At 48.3% G+C, this 20,424-nt stretch carries 18 protein-coding genes; 6 read left to right on the forward strand and 12 right to left on the reverse strand.

Translation table 11 applies throughout. From position 1 onward, the window contains the following. Positions 1-153 precede the first annotated feature (153 nt). The 11 genes from ACX9NY_RS21395 to ACX9NY_RS21445 all read right to left on the reverse strand — a co-directional run bounded on the left by ACX9NY_RS21395 (position 154) and on the right by ACX9NY_RS21445 (position 11,237). The gene (locus ACX9NY_RS21395; protein WP_472479370.1) at positions 154-2,667 is read right to left on the reverse strand and encodes a heavy metal translocating P-type ATPase; all 2,514 of its coding nucleotides are present in this window, start codon (positions 2,665-2,667) and stop codon (positions 154-156) included. Positions 2,668-2,858: 191 nt separating this feature from the next. Continuing rightward, positions 2,859-3,059: a copper ion binding protein gene (locus tag ACX9NY_RS21400; RefSeq protein ID WP_339258509.1), complete on the reverse strand. Its 201-nt coding sequence runs from the start codon at positions 3,057-3,059 to the stop codon at positions 2,859-2,861. 60 nt (positions 3,060-3,119) lie between these two features. After that, positions 3,120-3,476 carry a metal-sensitive transcriptional regulator gene (locus tag ACX9NY_RS21405; protein WP_091018657.1) on the reverse strand — a complete coding sequence of 119 codons (357 nt, stop codon included), beginning with the start codon at positions 3,474-3,476 and terminating at the stop codon, positions 3,120-3,122. A 167-nt stretch (positions 3,477-3,643) separates the two neighbouring features. Further along, positions 3,644-4,135, reverse strand: a complete 492-nt coding sequence (locus ACX9NY_RS21410) for a GNAT family N-acetyltransferase (protein ID WP_472474951.1) — start codon at positions 4,133-4,135, stop codon at positions 3,644-3,646. Positions 4,136-4,258: 123 nt separating this feature from the next. Further along, complete coding sequence (locus tag ACX9NY_RS21415; RefSeq protein WP_036616704.1) at positions 4,259-4,444, reverse strand: hypothetical protein; 186 nt, start codon at positions 4,442-4,444, stop codon at positions 4,259-4,261. Positions 4,445-4,922: 478 nt separating this feature from the next. Next, positions 4,923-5,681 (reverse strand): nucleoside phosphorylase, encoded by a 759-nt coding sequence (locus ACX9NY_RS21420; RefSeq protein WP_472474953.1) that lies wholly within the window; start codon positions 5,679-5,681, stop codon positions 4,923-4,925. A gap of 1 nt (position 5,682) precedes the next feature. Continuing rightward, positions 5,683-6,354: a sulfite oxidase-like oxidoreductase gene (locus tag ACX9NY_RS21425; RefSeq protein WP_210109989.1), complete on the reverse strand. Its 672-nt coding sequence runs from the start codon at positions 6,352-6,354 to the stop codon at positions 5,683-5,685. A gap of 46 nt (positions 6,355-6,400) precedes the next feature. Continuing rightward, positions 6,401-7,324 (reverse strand): ABC transporter permease, encoded by a 924-nt coding sequence (locus tag ACX9NY_RS21430; RefSeq protein ID WP_074093220.1) that lies wholly within the window; start codon positions 7,322-7,324, stop codon positions 6,401-6,403. Next, positions 7,308-8,375 (reverse strand): ABC transporter permease, encoded by a 1,068-nt coding sequence (locus ACX9NY_RS21435; RefSeq protein WP_017691012.1) that lies wholly within the window; start codon positions 8,373-8,375, stop codon positions 7,308-7,310. The genes ACX9NY_RS21430 and ACX9NY_RS21435 overlap by 17 nt, the downstream gene beginning before the upstream one ends. Beyond that, a complete protein-coding gene (locus tag ACX9NY_RS21440; protein WP_339258501.1) occupies positions 8,372-9,871 on the reverse strand; it encodes an ABC transporter ATP-binding protein in 1,500 nt (499 codons plus the stop codon). The genes ACX9NY_RS21435 and ACX9NY_RS21440 overlap by 4 nt, the downstream gene beginning before the upstream one ends. 334 nt (positions 9,872-10,205) lie before the next feature. Then, positions 10,206-11,237: a BMP family lipoprotein gene (locus tag ACX9NY_RS21445; protein WP_017691014.1), complete on the reverse strand. Its 1,032-nt coding sequence runs from the start codon at positions 11,235-11,237 to the stop codon at positions 10,206-10,208. A gap of 277 nt (positions 11,238-11,514) precedes the next feature. On the opposite strand from ACX9NY_RS21445, the gene ACX9NY_RS21450 reads away from it, so the two are divergent. The 3 genes from ACX9NY_RS21450 to ACX9NY_RS21460 all read left to right on the forward strand — a co-directional run bounded on the left by ACX9NY_RS21450 (position 11,515) and on the right by ACX9NY_RS21460 (position 15,912). Continuing rightward, positions 11,515-12,936 carry a hypothetical protein gene (locus ACX9NY_RS21450; RefSeq protein WP_472474957.1) on the forward strand — a complete coding sequence of 474 codons (1,422 nt, stop codon included), beginning with the start codon at positions 11,515-11,517 and terminating at the stop codon, positions 12,934-12,936. A gap of 241 nt (positions 12,937-13,177) precedes the next feature. After that, on the forward strand, positions 13,178-13,768 hold the full coding sequence (locus tag ACX9NY_RS21455; protein WP_339261285.1) for a DUF5317 domain-containing protein: 591 nt from the start codon (positions 13,178-13,180) through the stop codon (positions 13,766-13,768). Between the two features lie 311 nt (positions 13,769-14,079). After that, a complete protein-coding gene (locus tag ACX9NY_RS21460) occupies positions 14,080-15,912 on the forward strand; it encodes a bifunctional diguanylate cyclase/phosphohydrolase (RefSeq protein WP_472474960.1) in 1,833 nt (610 codons plus the stop codon). A gap of 135 nt (positions 15,913-16,047) precedes the next feature. Here ACX9NY_RS21460 and ACX9NY_RS21465 read toward each other — a convergent pair whose 3' ends face one another. Next, positions 16,048-16,215: a hypothetical protein gene (locus tag ACX9NY_RS21465; RefSeq protein WP_017691019.1), complete on the reverse strand. Its 168-nt coding sequence runs from the start codon at positions 16,213-16,215 to the stop codon at positions 16,048-16,050. 304 nt (positions 16,216-16,519) lie between these two features. On the opposite strand from ACX9NY_RS21465, the gene ACX9NY_RS21470 reads away from it, so the two are divergent. The 3 genes from ACX9NY_RS21470 to ACX9NY_RS21480 all read left to right on the forward strand — a co-directional run bounded on the left by ACX9NY_RS21470 (position 16,520) and on the right by ACX9NY_RS21480 (position 19,974). Continuing rightward, on the forward strand, positions 16,520-17,350 hold the full coding sequence (locus tag ACX9NY_RS21470; protein WP_472474964.1) for a sensor histidine kinase: 831 nt from the start codon (positions 16,520-16,522) through the stop codon (positions 17,348-17,350). Between the two features lies 1 nt (position 17,351). Next, positions 17,352-18,008 (forward strand): response regulator, encoded by a 657-nt coding sequence (locus tag ACX9NY_RS21475; protein WP_150365287.1) that lies wholly within the window; start codon positions 17,352-17,354, stop codon positions 18,006-18,008. A gap of 250 nt (positions 18,009-18,258) precedes the next feature. Then, on the forward strand, positions 18,259-19,974 hold the full coding sequence (locus ACX9NY_RS21480) for a copper resistance CopC/CopD family protein (RefSeq protein ID WP_472474967.1): 1,716 nt from the start codon (positions 18,259-18,261) through the stop codon (positions 19,972-19,974). Positions 19,975-20,424: the final 450 nt, after the last annotated feature.

The following is a 20,424-nucleotide window of genomic DNA, read 5'->3' on the forward strand; positions in this document are numbered from 1 at the left end:
GGACATCTAGACCAACGATTCAGGCCGTACTTCTCTCACGATTCAAACTGTCTCTTCTCAACAAAAAGCGCGGCCCGCCTGCAGCGAACCGCGCATGTATTATCCTCACTTTGTTACAATGAGGCATTGAATATCTCTGTAAACATGGGCCGGTCAGCCATTTCTATTCAGCTTCATGCGTTGCAGTCGCAGCGCATTCAGGACAACCGACACGGAACTGAACGCCATCGCCGCCCCTGCCAGCCATGGGGCCAAGAAGCCAACTGCCGCAATGGGAATACCAATAACGTTGTATCCGAGTGCCCAGAATAAGTTTTGTTTGATATTCCCCATCGTGTGCCGGCTCATCTCAATCGCATCTGCAATGCTGTTCAGATCACCACGCATCAAGGTAATATCCGCCGCTTCCATCGCTACATCCGTTCCTGTTCCAATGGCCATCCCAATGTCAGCAGTAGCGAGTGCCGGAGCATCATTAATGCCGTCACCTACCATCGCAACTTTCAGGCCACTCTCCTGAAGTTTCTTCACTTCCGCAGCTTTACCTTCGGGCAGAACCTCAGCCAGCACTTTACCGATCCCTGCCTGTTCCGCTACAGCGCGAGCAGTCCGCTCATTGTCTCCCGTGATCATGATCACATCAATCCCCATCGCCTGAAGACGACCGATCGCTTCACGAGAGGTATCCTTAATGGTGTCAGCCACTGCCACAATGCCTGCCCACTGACCATCTACCGCTACCAGCATCGCTGTACGCCCCTGCTCTTCCAGTCGGTTCATCTGCTGAACGGTTTCCTCAGAGACATTGACCTGTGCATCCGCAAGCAATCGCCGTGTACCAACCAGAATCTCCTGCCCTTGTACTGAAGCTCGCACACCATATCCCGGTATGTTCTCGAACTTCTCTGTTGAGGTCAGCTCCAGACCCTTGGCACGGATACCTGCAACAATCGCCTCTGCCAGCGGATGCTCCGAACTCTGTTCAGCCGCTCCCACATGCTCAAGCAGATCGGATTCCGTCCAATTCGGAGCCGTGATAACGTCGGTAAGCACGGGTTTACCTTGAGTCACTGTACCTGTTTTGTCGAGCACCACGGTCTGAATCTGTTGTGCGGACTCCAGATGTTCGCCGCCTTTGAACAGAATGCCGTACTCAGCGGCACGGCCTGATCCAGCCATGACTGAGGTCGGCGTGGCCAGCCCAAGTGCACATGGACAGGCAATGACGAGCACAGCAATCGCTTTTTCAAGGGAACCCGCAAAGTCACCCGGACTTGCAAACAGATACCAGATCAGGAATGTCAGCGCGGCTATGCCAACGACGATCGGAACAAATATGCCTGATATAACATCTGCGATTCGTTGAATCGGTGCTTTGGAACCCTGCGCCTGCTCTACCACTTTGATGATCTGGGACAACGCCGTGTCCGATCCCACTCGTGTCGCACGCAGTCGTAATACGCCATTTTTGTTCAACGTAGCACCTGTAACGGCATCTCCCGGTTTTTTATCCACGGGAAGGCTCTCTCCGCTTAGCATGGATTCATCCACAGAGGATTGCCCCTCCTCAACGATACCATCTACAGGTATGCTGTCACCCGGCTTCACCAGAACGAGCTCTCCTACCGCAACATATGCAGCAGGAACCATAACTTCCTGTCCATCCCGGATGACACGGGCTTCACGTGGAGCCAGTTCAATCAAGCTTTTAATCGCCTGTGAAGATCGGCCTTTCGCCACAGCTTCGAACCATTTTCCCAGTAAAATTAACGTAATTAGAATCGCACTTGTCTCATAATAGAGTTCTACCGAAGGCATGGCGGCTGTACCCGTTCCCATTGCCCCATGATCCACCGACGCAAAAGGCAAGTACCCACTGGATAACGTCAGATACAGACTGTAGAAAAACGCTGCGCTGGTACCCAGTGCGACAAGAACATCCATATTCGCGCTACGGTTGCGTAGTGCTTTGTACGCTCCTACATAGAACTGCCACCCAATCACGAACTGTACCGGTGTTGCCAGCAGCAGTTGGAACCACGGGTTCATGAACAGCTCAGGTACATAGATTCCGGATGTGAACGAGAAATGCCCCACCATGGCCCACAGCAACGGAATTGATAACAAAGCTGATATCATCCATTTCCACTTTTTGCGTTGCAGCTCACGTTCACGAACCGATGTAGTCTCTTCTTGCGTCAATTGCAGTTCAGCACCGTAGCCCATTTGCTTAATCTTGGCGGTAATATCCGAAGGTTTCAATGAGCCCGCGGCATATTCGATATGCCCGGTCTCCAGGGCCAGATTCACATTCGCCTGAGATACCCCGGGTAGTCGGGAAAGACCTTTTTCAATCCGCGCAGAACAGGCAGCACACGTCATACCGGTGATGTTCAGATCTACTGATTCGGACACCGTACCGTAGCCAAGCGCTTCTACTTTATCCCGCAATGCATTCACGTTGGTTGTCTTCGGATCATAAGAGACGGTTGCCTGCTCAATCGCAAGGTTCACATTAGCCTGATGCACACCCTCCATGCGGGACAAGCCCTTCTCCACTCTTGTCGAACATGCGGCACAGGTCATGCCCGTGATGTGAAGTGTTGTTTTTAGTCCAGGCGCGTCAGCCATAGGCGGCAAAGGTGTAGGTTCAGATGATGCATCCATTGGTTTATTCGTTGAGTTAACCATCATGTCAGCTCCTTTCATGTCGATTCATATTATTATATGTTGCAATCAATTATACCCCCAAGGGGTATGTGCCAGACAGAAAATTAGGCTTAAACCTGACTCGTAGGAAAAAAGACCTCTGACCTCTTTTTACCCATGAGCATGTTCGGTTTAAGCCTGCAATGCCGTTAGACTACATCGTATCCCTGATCTTCAATTGCAGCTTTGATCTGATCCACGTTCACTTTCTGCTCATCATATTCCACAGCTACCGTTCCCGCTGCCAGATCCACGTGACCACTCGCCCCAGCATTCTTCACAGCCTCTTCAACCGACTTCACACAGTGATTGCAAGACATTCCCGTAACGTTCAACGTAACATTAGACATTGTAAATTCCTCCTTGGGATATATTAAAATGATAAAATTAATTAGGTGAATTGATTCAGCTTACTTCATTAACTTCCGCATCGTAACCAGCAGTTCATCCACAACCTCATGTTCACCAGCTTGAATACGCTCAACAATACAGCTCTTCATATGGCCTTCAAGCAGAAGTTTGCCTACTGAATTAAGAGCAGACTGAGCCGCCGCAATCTGCGTCAGCACATCATCACAGTACGTATCCTTCTCGATCAATCCCTTGATCCCGCGAATCTGACCTTCCACACGGTTCAAACGAGAAACCAGGTTACTCTTCATCTCCTGCGAATGGTGACTCTTGCGCACATGCTTCCCATCACTGCCTTCGGTATGACAGGATACTGCTTCTTGAACTGTAGCCGAAGCTTCCGTTGAATCGGACATGGAGGATTGCAAAGGTTCCTCGGGATGGCTCTGATAATCCATCATGAACACCCCTTTTCTTTCGTTCTTTTCTAAGAGTAACATACCCCATGGGGGTATTCAAGTTCATTTTGATATTTTGTTAAAAATAGATGATTGCTTGTTCGATTGATAAAGAGCAGTGCATCTTACAAGGTATATTCCATCCTGCTGCTGCGAACGACCAGACCCATCTGTTCATAGAAAGCCTGTGCGTCCGAGTTAAACGTCGACACGGATAATTCCACGCTGTCTGCCTGAAGCTCTCTTCCTAGCTCGATGAATGCCTGGATCAACTGTTTGCCCGTTCCTTGGCCCCGATGCTTGGTATCCACTACAAGTTCATGGATGTACAGCATCTTGCGATCCACCATCAATGGGTTATCCTGAATTACACTCAACTGCGCACTCCCGTAACCCAGAATCAAGCCTGTTTCTAAAGACTCGGCAACATACAGGTATCGCTTGTCCGTTTCCAGTAGTTCGGTAAACTCCCTTTCCTCCATTCTAGTCTCTAACACTCTGTATAGATCCGGCCGCGCCTCGACATGCATCTGGTGCAGTTCATCCATCAACAATGACACGCCAGAGTAGTCCCTGAGTTCTGCCTTTCGAATGTTAACATTCCCCTTCGTGCTCATCCCCATCACTCTTTCGTCTGTTGAATTTTACATTATTATATAACCAAAAAGCAGATACCATAAGGGTACCTGCTTCGCTAAATTTATCTTCATTCCATCAAGCCCATAGGATGTTCATGATGATTATTTTTTCGAAGAAGTATTTCCTTCATTAAAAGCAACAGGTGATGGCTTCGCTGCCCATTCATCCGCCTGCGGCTCAATGTCCACTCCGCTCAAGATTTTCTTTTTCTCCATCAAGGAATCCCCGTCTTCATCCAGCTTGTTGCGAATTTCCGCTTCATCCTGAGGTTGATTGTTCTGTGTCATCATAGAGTCCTCCCTTTTTCGTATTCATGTTGATGTTCCTTTATATAACGTGCCCATTTTCTGCATTATCATTCTCAGCGAGGGATAGACGTCAGAGGCTAACGAATCCTACACACCTTATATGGGCAAATATCGACGGAGTGAAAATGTAGCGAATCTCAGACACGTTATTTAACGGTAATTCATTATAATGGATTGAAAACAGGCATTAATTCCGGCATTAGCGTGCCAACGATTCGTTAGATTTTCATACTTGCGATATCCCCTCGAATAAGACGTGCTGGGTTCGTTAGAATGACTTTAAACGTTCCATTCACTTCTACGATAATAAAAAAGGCGTTCCGATAGGTCATATGTATGACCTATCGGAACGCCCCCTTTAATAGTCCATCTCAAATGGACAATAGCTACTATTTTGTTTTGTAGCACTAGCACAAACTCATCCTTGAAACACAAACGCGTCCTTACCTTAACCAGGCTATGCCTGATCCTGACGAGCAATTGCCGCTAGCGCACGTAGCGCTGCATTAATCTCTCGCTCGACCGCTTGTCCAACCGCATCTGTATGCGGATCATACTCAGCAGCCAGATCGCTGTCCGCGAATCCGTCAATCGCAACAATGGCTCCGGCACGAGCGCCACGCAAGGTGCTGACGATGTAGAGTGCCGCAATTTCCATCTCGGCCGCAAGTGCTCCAGCCTGCTTGTATTTGCGATGTGGAATCTCTTCCACGCCTGCAAAGAACGCATCCAGTGTTACGGTGATACCAACGCCGACTTTGCCTGCAAATGTTGCAGCATCCGCGCTTTCTTGCTCACGAGCAGCTTCAATCAACGCTTGCGTCACCCCAATGTCTGCTACCGCCGGGAAACCATCCGGTACCAGTTGGCGAGTCAACCCGTCTGTACGAACAGCGGCTGTACTCACAATCACACTACCTGCCGGAAAATCCGCTGTATACGATCCCGCCGTACCTACACGAATCAGAGTTGTTACACCCGCTCGAATCAATTCCTCGAAGCAGACAGCCGCTCCAGGTGACCCTACACCATGGCTGACCACAGCGATCTGTACCCCTTCGTACAGACCAACAAACGTGCGATACTCCCGACTGAACGCCAGTTCTCTCGCTTGCTCCAACTTACGGGAAATCTTCTCCGCACGTGCCGGATCACCACAGACAATGGCATATGCCGGCATGTCTTCCGAATGAATCTGCAAAATAGGCATCAACATATCAATCAAACTCCTTCTTCGTCCACTCGTCTTCCGGAATCGGCAGATCTTCACCCGAGAAACGTTGTTCCTTGAACGGATCGGCAAAATGGTGGAAACCATTCACTTCCCAGAATCCGTTACGGTCTTCTGTCATGAACTCCAAACCACGTATCCACTTCGCACTCTTCCAGAAGTAAAGTTGTGGCACAACCATACGCAGTGGAAAACCATGCTTGGGCGTTAGTGGTTCGCCGTTATATTTGAATGCAAGCAATACATCATCATGCATCAATTCTTCGAGCGGTACATTTGTCTCATAATCATGATCCGCATGGATCATGACGTATTTCGCTTCCGGTTTAACGCCAAGAAGTTTCACAAAATCAGAGAAGCGAATGCCTTCCCATGGCGTATCGAATTTCGACCAGCGTGTGACACAGTGAATATCACTTACCGTGTTCACCTGTGGCATCGCCTGCAATTCGGCCAGGGAGAACACCTTCTCCTCTTCCACTTCGCCGAATACTTTCAGGTCCCATGTGGACAGGTCATATTCCGGCACTTCCCCTTCATGCAGAATCGGGAATTTCTCCGTCAACATCTGTCCCGGCGGCAAGCGATCTCCATAATCATTGCCCGCTTTCGGTGCCGGGGCTTTTCCTTTTTTCAAACGTTCAGCCTTGTTATGCAAGTGGAATTCCTCCTTCTTTTGCTGCCTCTACATCGGCATTCAGGAATTAACGCGAGCTTCCGCCCGCTTTCAGTGCATCTTGTGCATAAGTACGGTCTTTGAAAAAGAACATCGCGACCAGCGTCACAATATACGGCAGCATCAACGTGAAATGCGTTGGCAAGGAGAAGCCTTGCAGACGAATACTCAATGCCTCCATGAAGCCGAACAACACACTGGAGCCCATGACGCCAAGCGGATTCGCTTGTCCCAGCATCGTTGCTACGAGTGCAATGAAGCCACGACCCGCGGTCATGCCTTCGGTAAACATCGTCACCTGACCGAGCGACAACTGTGCGCCAGCCAGAGCACACAACACACCGCACATCAGAACGGCGCCATACTGGATGCCGCGTACCTTGATCCCGATGCTCTGTGCTGCAATCGGGTTCTCACCGACAGAGCGCAGGCGGAAGCCGGATACACTTTTGAACAGATAGAATTGCAGTCCAATCACGAGCACAATACCGAGGTAAACCAAGGGACTATGTCCCGATAATACATCGCCCAACCACGGAATGTCCTTAATCAGCGGAATATCCCACTTGGGAAGTCCCACCATGTCTTTGTCGTAGTATGCGCCTTTTACATCAAAAATTGCACGCAGTGCAAAGGTCGTCACCCCCGCAGCCAGGAAGTTGAGCGAGATCCCGACCACGATGGCGTTGGCCTTGAGATTAATACTTATAAAAGCAAAGAGCGCCGAGAATAACATCACAATAATAATGGAAAAGAGTACAGCCAGCAGCACATTGCCAAACAGATAATTACCGACAATGGCGGAGAATGCACCGATCAAAACCAGTCCTTCGAGACCCACGTTGAACAGACCGACACGGGAACATAAAGCCCCACCGAGCGCTGCAAGCAGGATTGGAGTCATAATCCGCAAGGTTGAGCCAAACATGGCTGCATCAAACAGTTGTTGCATTGGACTTTTTCTCCTTTCTCCGCTTCAGGAATGAATAACCGATCTGAGCTGATACAAATAACGTCAATACGGCCTGGATGACACTGCCGACTTCCAGCGGCACATCCGTATTCCGTTCCATCCCCATGGCACCTGTCTGTAACGCAGCCAGCAAAATAGCTGCTACAGCTGTACCGAGTGGATGCGAGCGGGCAAGCAGCGTGGCCATAATGCCGCTCCAGGCGTAACTTGCAGATGACAATGAGCCATCAAGGAAACGGTACTGTGTACCGAGCACTTCCCCCGCACCTGCCAGTCCAGCAAGTCCACCACTGATGACCATGGACAGCATCATCATGCGAATGCGGCGAACACCGCCGTAGGTTGCAAAGGACGGGTTGCTGCCGAGCATGCGGATCTCGTAACCCGTCACCGTTTTGTGAGTGAACCAGTAGATCAGAATAGCCGCGACAATGGCAATGATGAAGCCGGCATGCAGTCCCATACCTTGGAACAACTTCGGCAACCAGATACTCTGATCAATCATGGGTGTCTGAGCCATCGCTGCAGATCCAGTCCGATCCTTGAATGGATAGGAAACCATGTATCCACCGAAATAAATAGCGATATAGTTAAGTAGTAAGGTTGTAATCAATAGATTCATGCCGAAACGAGCATCCAGCCAACCTGCAAACAGAGACCAGATTCCCCCGGCAACAATACCTGCGACAATCGCAGCAATACACACGAACCAGCCCGGGCCTGGCAGGTAGAGCGCCGTGAGCGCGGCACTGAGCCCGCCAAGAATCATCTGGCCTTCGGCTCCCATATTGAAAAATCCGGCACGGAATGCCAAGGCTACGCCAAGTCCCGCCAGGATGATCGGTGTGGAACGAGCCAGTGTATTGGTGAAGAAGTAGAAGTTGCCGAAGGCCCCTTTCCACATCTCCGCATACGTATCCACCACATTACCGCCAACAATCAGAATCGCCACAGCCCCTGCAATCAGACCGATGAATACGGCAAGCAGCGGCTGTACGAGTCCGCGAAGTGTTTCTTTTACCCGATTCATATCCGCTCTTTCCCTCCTGCCATTAACAAACTGATCTGTTCCTCCGTCGCTTCCTCTGCTCTCAGTTCTCCGGCAATTTCGCCTTCATACATCACTATAATGCGATCCGATAATTGCAAAATCTCAGACAACTCCGATGAAATGAGCAGAATACCTGCACCCTCACTGCGTTTACGTAGCAATTCGGCATGAATCGTCTCCATCGCTCCGATATCCACACCACGAGTCGGTTCGGCTGCAATTAGAAACGGTGTATCCTGTGCGAATTCACGAGCGGCAATCAGCTTCTGCAAATTACCTCCAGACAGAAACTGTGCCTTGGTTTCCGCAGAACCCGTCTTGATGCTGAACTGTTTGATCCAACTTTCTACCATTGTTCTTGCTGCTTTCGCTTTGATAATGCCACGTGATTGCAAGCGATGATGATGTCCCATCAGCCCGTTCTCACGAACGCTCGCATCCTTGGCCGCTCCCCACATATAACGATCTTCCGGGATATGAGCAAGTCCATGCTCCCGAATGCGCCGTACAGGCCAATTGGTTGTATCCTGCCCGGAGAGCACAACGCGACCACTATCCGCCTTACGCAGTCCCGCAATCACTTGAATCAATTCCGACTGGCCGTTACCCGAGATACCGGCTATGCCAACGACTTCGCCTTTACGAACCTCCATATGGATCTCCTTGAGCGCCGAACGATCCTTGGCGCCAGACAGATTGACCCCTTCCACCTGAAGCACCGCTTCGGCAGGAACCGATGGCTGCTTGTCCATACGCACAAGTTCACGACCAACCATCAGACGGGATAATTCCTCCACATGTGTATCCTTGGCTTCGAGCGTACCCGTTACCTGACCATCCCGAAGTACCGTAATCCGGTCGGCTACATCCATGACTTCTTGCAGCTTGTGCGTGATTAGTACAAAGGTTTTGCCCAGCTTTGCGAGTGATTTCATGTTCGCGAGCAGTTCCTTTACTTCCAGAGGCGTCAGTACTGCCGAAGGTTCATCCAATATAATGATGTCTGCGCCCTGATGCAGCACCTTGAGAATTTCAACACGCTGCTGCATGCCAAGCGGGCACTCGGATACTTTTTTCCACGGGTCAACCGGCATGCCATATTGTTTACCAAGCTCATTCACCTGAGCCGCTGCTTTTTTACGGTCAAATACACCTGCCGCTGCCGGTTCGCGTCCAATCACGATGTTCTCCGCCACCGTAAAGGAAGGGAACAGCATGAAATGCTGGTGCACCATGCCGATGCCACTTGCCATCGCCTGGGACGGCGTAGCGAAGCTCACTTCGCGTCCACGGACTTTGATTGTTCCTGACGTAGGCTGTTCCATACCGTACAGCATACGCATCAAGGTTGTTTTACCGGCCCCGTTCTCACCTACAAGGGCATGAATCTCTCCCTCACGCAAATTAAAACGGATGTCACGGTTCGCGGTGAAGCCGCCGTATTTCTTCGTAATGTGCTCCATCTCCAACAGCATATCTCGCGTTCGCTCCTCTCAGTTCAACTTAAAAGGTTACACTCGCCACTACGATGACAGAACAACCTTCTGATCGCTGTTATCCCCAGATTTTTCGATTCCCTTTATATAAAGGGGAAAATCCGGAGATAAAGGCGAGGTGTATGCTTCCGAAGTAGCTTTCTTTCAGAAAGCTTTTAGCTTAGCTTCTTCAGGTTATTTCTGTCCTCTTCGTTATCGTGTAAACGATAAGTTGAACATATACTGGTCATTTAATAGCAGCAAAACCGGCTGCCTGATCGGGCAGCCGGCTGATCCATTCCATCACTCATTCATTGAAAAGAACAATTCAAAACTATTGTTGCAATGGATCTTTGACTACGATTTTACCGGATACGATATCATCCTTGATTGCTTTCACTTTGTCGATTACTTCTTGTCCAACAAAAGCATTCAGCGGGGATTCGCTATCACGTGTAACATAAGTCAGGCCCACACCGTCTTCTTTCAAGCCATAGTTCACTGCACCTGCTTTGAAGTTGCCTTCTACAAAATCTTTCACAGTCTCATAAGCAACGGTATCGGTTGATTTCAATTGAGACAATACGATATGTTCGGGGTCTTCAACCGTACGGTCCGTATCCTGACCTGAAGTATAGAAGCCTTTTTCTTTCGCTGCTTCGAACACACCCAGATCACCTACAGCGGATGCGCCAGCGATAAAATCAGCGCCTTTGCCGAATTGCACCAATGCCAATTCTTTTGCTTTGGCCGGGTCATTAAATCCACCTACATAGTTCACGAGGAATTCTGCATCAGGATTTACGGATTCCAATCCCGCTTTGAAACCTTCTGTATATTTCTTAATCAATGGTACGTCCATTGCTGCGATCATGCCGACTTTGTCTGTTTTGGTGGACAATCCAGCGGCTGCACCGAGCAGGTACGCCCCTTCATATTCACGGAAACCAACGCTACGTACGTTAGGCAGATCCACGGTTGTATCTACAATTGCAAAGGACTTGTCCGGATTTTCTGCAGCGACTTTCTTCAATGCATCTTCTGCCTGGAAAGTGGCTGTAATAATCAGATCATAATTCTCGGCAACCGCAGCACGCAGATTTTGTTCAAATGCTGCCGGGTCTGTCGATTCAATTGTCTTGGTGTCTACTTTGAATTCTTCGCCTGCTTTTTTGAAGCCTTCATCCATCTGTACAAAGAAAGGGTTAACCCCTATTTTTTCGGGAAGTACGAGGGCCATCCGAAGAGATTTCTCCGAATCACTGCCTTGGGCGGATTGTTCGTCTTTGGAAGCCGAATTCCCACAAGCTGCCAACAAAATAGCCAACATGATGATCGATAAGACGAACGATAAACCTCTTTTCATTTTGAAAATACCCCTTTTCAATATTCTTTTTTCTTATCCTAGCGGATACTGTCGATCCTTGTCAATAAATCTTTGAGCGTATACACTCAATTAGAATATATTTGATGATTTGCTTTCTACCAAGCTTTGGAAACCGCTTTATAGCAAGCTTTTTTTCCGTTGACATCCAGCGCGTCTCCGTGCTAAAGTCAATCCAATTATTCTATTCTGATAGGATTTGTCAGAATTATAACCGAAAGCTACTCATTTTCCAACCCATTTTAAGGAGGCTATTCATTTGAAAAAAATCACCCAGATCACGTTAGCGGCCCTGCTCGCCGCTCCGGTAACACTCGGCAGTCTAAGCTTGCCCGCTTCTGCTTCTGCAGCATCTGCAACTCCGGCTAAACCAACCACTTCACAAATTGTCAAAGGACCGTTAGCTCAGGCTCCAGTCGCTTATACGGAAAGCGCAGCGGATTTTGCTCAATTCTTGCAAGCAAAATACAATATTCAATTGCCGCAACAGATAACCAAAGGTGATTTCATTCAAGCCATTGCAGCCGTTACGGAAGCCACTCAAGCAAGTGACAGTGAAGCCAAAGCTCCTATCTTTACCGATCTGGCCTCTGGTGATTCTTCTTATGATGCTGCCGTTTCCTTATTCAATAGTGGGGTTATTACAGGTACAGAAGTACGTGCCAAGGATCAACTGAGCACTTATGCCGCCGTCTTCATCGCGGTGAAAGCAGCCGGATTCAAGGAACTCGCTTATACATATCCTGCCGAGAAAACGGCCAAAGCACTTGCCAAAGTTGGCATTAGCCCGAACCGTGTTCAGGGACAAGCCGCACAGGAACTGGCTGCAGCGATCGATACAGGCCTGATTCCCGAAAATCTGTACCCCGCTCTCCTAAAGGGTGGCGTAGCAAGTAAAGATTTCGCTAATACTTTGCTTGGACGTGTTCTGGTCAGTCAAGGGAAATACAAACATGAGATTGGACGTTCCGGCGATGCGGACATCTATTCCAAACTGTATGCTGCATATCGCACAGCGGATCTGATCGAATCACCTGAGCTGAGAAAGATTGTGGATCAGGCCCTGCGAGACGATCTCGTCACAGGTTATAATCTGAAGGATAGCCGTTTTGATTCCAACTTTATCGATGAACTGACACTTACCTACGGCCACGATAACATTCAACATGCTGTACAGTTGGTTGGTTTGCTACGTAGCGAAGGCATTGACGCCGATGTACAATTCCAGCCGAAGACATCTGCCTTCATTTATTTGAAGGAATGGGGCGAGCCGAAGGAAACACCAGACTATAAAGTGACACAGATCGAGAACGGTAACTATATTGCCTCTGCGAAGGAGTATGATATTCAGTTCGAGTTCAACAATGTGGCAGACAAAGTCCGCTTCAATGATATTGTTCTGAAATATGCCAAGAAGAACAGTGACAGTACTTCACCATTGATTCTCAGTTCCTGGTGGCAACCACTGTATTACTCACCAACGGCATTGGCCAACTATCCGGTCATTTCCAATAATAAGATCGCGCTTGGCAATTACTATGCTCAGTCCTTCTCTCTGAAGGAAAATGCCAAATCCATTCGGGAAGGTTTCCTGAAACTCGCTCCTGATGCAGACATTACAACATATGACTTCTGGGTGGATCAGCCTTTCTTCAACTATCTGAACGGTGGTTCCGAATAAAATAAATTCCATTTCCAACCGAATTAAAGCTCGTATTTTGCCATTATAAGTAACCGTCTTTACTGAATTCGTCAGGGTTTTCGACCCTTTGGTTCGTAAAGACGGTTTTTTGTTCAGCATTTTGCAAATTTCTTCTAAAAAATCATTTTTCTCATGCAGGAATTACCAATATCAGGTCGAATCCTTTATGTACACAAACACGCAATCCTATTGCACATCTCCGCATGAACAGGAGTTACTTATGGTATATGACGGTATTTTACTCGGCTTGATCGTTGGATTTTTTCGAGGCGGGCTGCGGCATGGGCTCCATCAGTTTGCATCACTCAAGTTGCGAAGTGGCTGGATTTTCCCTGTATTGCTTCTAATCCAGTTCTTTATTTTCTATCTGCAGGAACGATTCGAATGGGTGGCATCTATTAATGGTTATCTCTTTGCTGCCGTCTACATTACAGGGCTCGCATTTTTGTGGCTCAATAGGCACCATACCGGTTTTATGCTCATCTGGATTGGTGTGTTTCTCAATTTTGCCGTGATGGCTGTCAACGGTGGACGTATGCCGGTTTCTGTGGAAGCCTCCGCTGTATTGGGACCCTACTATGTAGATATGCTCCGGGAAGGCGGAGCCGTATCGAAGCATTTTATGATGGATGCGTCTACACGTTTGCCTTTTCTCGGTGATATCATCCCACTCTCCAGCCCTTATCCACGAACTCAAGTTATCAGCATCGGTGATGTAGTCATGAACGTTGGCATATTCCTTTTTATCCAGTACATGATGGTGAATCGGGACAAAAAGGCTGTGCAACCTGCTAAAACTCATCAGGCTTGACGAGAACCAGGTAGACTCCAAGGAAGGGAGGTCTTCTCCATGAAAAAATTTGAAGGTGTGAAATATTCCCGCATTGTCATCAACGCAATCATCGTGGCTTCTGTCGTTGTAGCACTAACTTCGGGATACAAGCTGGGCGGCTAGTATCCATACCGCCAAACAAGACAAACAGGCTGCCAGCGGCCTGTTTTTTCTTTCTGGATTTTTGCCAGGCAAATTGGTATGTTATACGTCTATATAGTATATCCCTATACAAGAACACCCATTATATACACATCAAGAGTAGACTAAACCCAAGCAGGAGATTTTTTATGAACTTTATTCGTAACCTTATCCATAAGGCAGATCGAAGCAGTCTGTATGTTATTTTGCTTAGTTGTACCGGGATCGGTGTTTTTCTGTACATGAACAAGTGGTCTTACCTTCATCTAACCACGGCGGATTGGGTCATGGTCTATACCATGCTGGGTGCGGCGCTAATTCTGGATTATTTCACGTTTCAGATTCCACCCAAAGGCAATCAGCAATCCATGGATTCATCGGTATACCTTGCCTGTATATTCATGTTTGGCGGAGCCTTCAGTTTATCTGTACTGCTTCCTGTCTCCATCATTCTGTTAATCAAAGAGCGCAAGCTCACCTGGTGGAAACACATTGTCAATTTCAGCATCTACAGTCTCATGATTACGGGAGCAGCTGCCGTGTTTGAGTGGACTGGCGGGCAATCGGGAACGCTGGACGGCTATAATCTGCTTCCTTATTTTGCAGCGCTTGCGGCCTATTTCATCATCAACACGATTACACTTGGCTTATTCTTTCATTTCTCAACGAAAGATGCATTACAGCAGATGAAGCGGGCATTTGTTACCGAATCCTTGCTGGTTTATTTATGTACGCTGATTCTGGCGCTTGTCCTGACGATTCTGGTTGTACACAATGGCGTGCTCGGTCTGTTGTTGTACTTAAGTCTCAGTATTCTGCTCTCCCATGCATTCAAGCAATTGTTTGTCATGTATCAGACCATTGAGGAGAAAGCTAACACGGATCAACGCACAGGTCTTTTCAACCATAGTTATTTTGAAAGTATGTTGGAAAATGAACTGACGACCGCTCGTATGCAGGGAACACCGCTCTGTCTGGGACTGATTGATATCGATGATTTCAAAAAGTATAACGATCGGTTTGGCCACCTCCAAGGCGACAGTCTGCTGGCCCTGCTGGGGGATTTTCTAATGCGAAAGACCGAAGGTACACCTGTTACCGCCTTTCGTTATGGAGGGGAAGAGTTCACACTTCTCATGCCAGGAATGGAATTGGACGAATCCTACAAGTTTATGAATAAGCTGCGCAAACAACTAAATGACACGCCGTTTGAAGGCGTTGAAGTGTTTCCGCACGGTTGTCTCTCCTTCTCGGGTGGCGTCGCACCCTATCAGGTGGATATGTATAACAAATCCCAACTCGTGGATCAGGCGGATAAAGCACTGTATTACGCGAAGAAACAGGGCAAAAACAACGTGCACCGCCACGGAAGCAATGATGGCATGGAACACGAGATTGATCTGGTACAGGACGTTCGTGACATCGAGCAACAGCTCAATCTGTTCAGATACAAGGACATGGATACGTTTAAACATTCCAAACGGGTCTACAAATATGCACTGGATATCAGTGAACTGCTTGCACTGGACAATGCGGAGAAACGCCGTTTCGTGCTGGGAGCACTGATTCATGACATCGGCAAACTGGAGATTCCCTGGTCTATTCTGAACAAGAAAGACAAGCTCACCGCAGAAGAATGGGAAACGATCAAGGGACATGTCACCTGGGGTAAAAAAATGGTGATCACGAACGATCGCTTCGCCGATCTGATTCCGTATATTGAACTTCACCACGAGCGCTATGATGGCAAGGGCTATCCTTACGGCCTGAAGGGTAACGAGATTCCCCGGCTGTGCCGGATGTTGACCGTCATTGACTCCTTTGATGCCATGACGACAGAGCGACCGTATCAGGAGACCAAGAACGTGGAGGAAGCCATTCGGGAGCTGCGCGCATGTTCGGGTTCGCAGTTTGATCCGGAGCTTGCCGAGTTATTCATTCGATATATTGAGAAAAGAACCGCTCAACAACAGTTGCTGTAAGATAAATGAAGCTTCTTCTATCTCAGAGAAAATCAAAAGCGCTATCCCCGGTCTGATTCGGAGATAGCGCCATTTTCATTTTCATCATGGAATGAATCGTACACCAGACAGCTTCATTCTCGTGCAGATTCTACATTAAGATTTGGTATTCAGTTCATGTGAGGTCTGATGCAGCTCTTTGATCATCTGCTGCAAAAACATGTTGTCTTGACGACTGATACCGTGCTGATTGTCTTGAACAAGCATCTGGTGAATGTTCTTTTTGAGCAATTCACTGCGACGTTCCAATACTTCTTGACTCATGTTGTTGCTTCACTCCTTAACATGTTTTGTAATGAATTCACGTTCTATATAAGTATAGAGGACCTTCTCCGATAGGGAAAACGGACTCAGCCTTCCTCAGCTGTTCACACCAACCCTCACCTAGCGTGACAACATTTCACCCCTTGTCATTCTTAGATATCCTTCTAAATACTCCCTGATCCTCCCCAGCTTTCTCCAAAGACACAGACTAGGGTCTTGGACAAGCTTGCGTTATAATGATCCCATCCCTGTATAAATAAATTACCTTATTAAGCTAATCCTAGGTCAAAGGAGTTCTGCATTCATGTCCTATAAACAAATCAAATGGATGATTCTGCTGATCCCCACATTTACGGTTGGCATCTGGGAATATATTCGCCATCAGTTTCTGATGCCGTACCTTTCGATGGACGCCGGGAACTGGTTAACACCCGTCATTGTTTATCTCGTCAGTGTGACACTGCTCAGCCGATTGTTCCACATGCTCGAAGGCGCCAGGGCTGCTCTGGAGCAGGAACGCGCAGCCAAAGCAGCTCTGGAAGCTCGTGACCAATTGGCCCGAGAACTTCATGATGGCATATCTCAGTCTCTTTTCCTGCTGTCCGTGAAGACCGATAAAGCGGGCCGTAGTCTGGCAGGGAGCGGACATGAGCATGAGATCCAGGAGATTCAAAAAACCGTGCATGAAGTCAATACATATGTAAGGCAAGCGATTGCTCAGTTGCGCTATGTTCCCTCCTCTACCGCGGCACCCGAGATTATTTCACTGCATGCACAGGTCGAAGTGCTCGTGATGGAAACCGTACCCGGCGCACAGATTCACTGGGATCTGCACGGTATAACCTTCTCTGCCAAGGAACAAGTGGAACTGCTCGCCTGTATCCGGGAGGGTTTACTGAATGTACGCAAACATGCACAGGCTACCCGCGTTCAGGTTCATGCGGAGGGTAACCCAATTGCCTGGTTCATTTATATTCAGGATAATGGGAATGGACTAAGCGGAGATCCTCTTCATCTGAAGGATCGGTACGGACTACGAATTACGAAGGAACGTGCTGCCGAGATGGGTTGGTCTTTTACCCTCAATTCAAGACCGGGGCATACACGAATGACGATAGGAAAGGAGCATGCTTAGTATGGAACATGTACGTGTATTGGTTGTTGACGATCATGCGCATGCGCGTGAAGCAATCTGTAGCATTTTATCCGAGGACAGCCTGTTTGAAGTGATTGGTACAGCTTCGAATGGACAGGAAGCGTTGGAGCTTACCGGACAATGGATGCCTGACCTGATCCTGATGGACGTGCAGATGCCGGAGATGGATGGGCTGGAAGCCACCCGTCAGATCAAGCTGCGATTCCCTTATGTTATTGTTGTTATGGTCACGGTATCGGATGATGTGACCTTCCTGTTCGAAGCACTAAAGCAAGGTGCTCAAGGCTATTTGCTCAAAAATCTGACGCCTTCTACCTGGCTTGAATACCTGCGCGCCATCGTCAGCGACGATGCACCGCTCAGTAAGGAACTGGCCTACCGGATTTTGCAGGAGTTTCCCGCACCACGCAGTGAAGATGTGCAAGATAATCCACTTACGGCGCGGGAACTTGAGATTCTGCAATGGGTATCCGCGGGATACACCAATCGGGAGATCGCTGATCAGCTCGGTATTTCAGACCAGACGGTGAAGAATCACCTAAAAAACATTTTGCAGAAGCTCCAGCTGGAAAACCGGGTACAACTCACCCGCTATGCGCTAGAGAGTGGGCTTGCGGGACGTAAGCTTCGCAAATAGCGCAGCTTCGTGGTGATATGTGAATGGTAGCACGAACGTATCGCATACCCATATGAGATTTGTAACATGAGACGAGATGGTGCTCTACACCATACACATTCATGCTTTTGTCACAATTATGAAGACCAAATCGTTTTTTTATAGCCCAATGTAGTCATACGCAGTCATTTTGGACAAAGTTATAATGGGATAGATTGTGTATAAAGGGCCAGGAATGACTACAAATCTATAACCTGAGGGTGATGATTTTTTGATTTTGACAAGCTTTACCCTGAAATGGGGCAAACGGCACTGGGCATTGATCACCAGCCTGTTGCTTGTGTGCTGCCTTGTTATGCCACAGTGGGCATCTGCCCATGCTTATATTGTTAAGGCTTCGCCAGGAGAGAACGAGATACTCGTAACGGCTCCGGAGCGGCTGACACTGGAGTTCAACGAATCCTTGCAGACGGCTTTTTATGATATCAAAATTACCGGGCCTGACGGTACTCAGGCAGGCGATGGAAATGTACAGATCGATGCGGACCGCCTTCATATTCTGGAGACTGGCCTGCAGGCCGGACTCGGGAACGGGACTTATGCCGTCAACTGGAAAGCGGTATCTGCCGATGGGCACCCGATTCAAGGCGCCTATGTTTTCCATATCGGAGAACCTTCTGGTTCTCCTGCCGGACTCAGTGATCTTACATCTGGTTCTGGTTCAACAGGTGGACCGCTGAAATGGATCGTATCCCTGACAGACTGGATTCAGTATCTCGGATTGTCTGTCATCCTGGGGACACTTGCATTCTTGCTGCTGCGAATCGCACCAACATCCATGACAAGAGAACCTATGGACGTTCCGGGTAGCTACAGATTGTTATGGATCAGCTATGCTGCCGCTTCCTTTGCCGCTCTGGTTAGCTTGCCACTGAATACGTTATATGAATCTGGTGTGGCGCTGAGCGAACTAAGCTGGGCACTGATCGGGAGTGCGCTCAAACTGACATCTTTTGGTCAGATCTGGATGTTACAGATGCTCATTGTCATGCTATTGGCCGTCACGATTCTCTCCGGATATGATCGCGATCGATCCATCCGTGCTCGCATCTGGTCTTCTTACGGCTCACTCGTGCTCGTGCTTGGATGGCTGTTCACTCATGCCATGACGGGACATCCGGCTGCGGCGGATCAACGTGCTCTCGCCATCGCCATGGACTTCGTGCACCTGATCGGTGCCGCTTTCTGGATTGGTGCATTGACTGCCATGGCGATATGTCTGCCTCCACTCGCCGACAAGCTGCCTTCGAAGGTGCGAGGAGAAGTCTACTGGACTGCCATACGTAGATTCACCGCTTGGGGGATCGGCGCCGTAGCCGCTCTGGTGGCTACAGGAATATATAGCAGTCTGATTATTCTACCAGCGCCGGTACTGACCTCCTTGTTCACTACAGCCTATGGTCTTGTGCTGATCGGCAAGATCGTCCTGTTGATTGTGATGGTTATCTTGGCATGGCGTCATGCGCGACTCGCTAGAGCAGCAACGGGGAGCAGATTATCCGGCAGCCTGAAAGCCGAGCTTGTTACTGGTGCTGTAATTCTCGCTCTAGCCGCCGTATTGACACATCTGTCACCGGGGCAACCAGCAGCAGTCGGACCGTATCAGGAGACGAAGACTACAGAAGATGGCTCAGCGATCACACTTCAGGTGAGTCCCAATGTGACAGGAGAGAACCAATTCGAAGTTGATGTGAAACGTGCAGATGGCAGTATCGTTAATGATCTGGAACAGATCACACTGTCACTCACACATCTGGACATGGATATGGGGATCTATGAGATCACCATTCCGAAAAACGATACCGGTGTATACAAGGCTGAAGATTACATCTCCATGCCTGGACGTTGGAATATCAAGGTACATCTGCTGACCAAAACGCTGGATGCACTGGATGCCGAATTCGAGATCGACACTGCCAAACCATAGTTACACAACGTTGATATTGAAAAGTGACCCAATCTAAAATTAGTGTTTCTACGAACTGCAAGTGTAGTGAAGGGAACGAAATTGATTCTGGAAAAGCGAAGCTCTCTGCTTTATTCCCGGATTTGAACTGACTTAATATAAATTTAACTAATGTTTACACTGAAACGGAGAGGACAGAAAAAACCTGAAAAAGCGAAGCGTTCGCCTTTATCACCGGATTTTCCCTTTGAGAAAAGGGAATCAAAAAAATCTGGGGATAACAGCGATTGGAGGGTTATTCTGTCATCGGAGTGTATGTGTAAACCTCATTTAGTTTAATTGATATAGTTGCATAAGAAAATCCGGGAATAACGGTGATCCATAGAACAATTCGTAACCGAAAGGGTACCTTTGCAGAACGTGGACACTCATTTAAGAAAATGGGCCGCATCATATATGATAAGAACTGAG

The sequence above is a fragment of the Paenibacillus sp. CB74 genome, assembly GCF_055687625.1.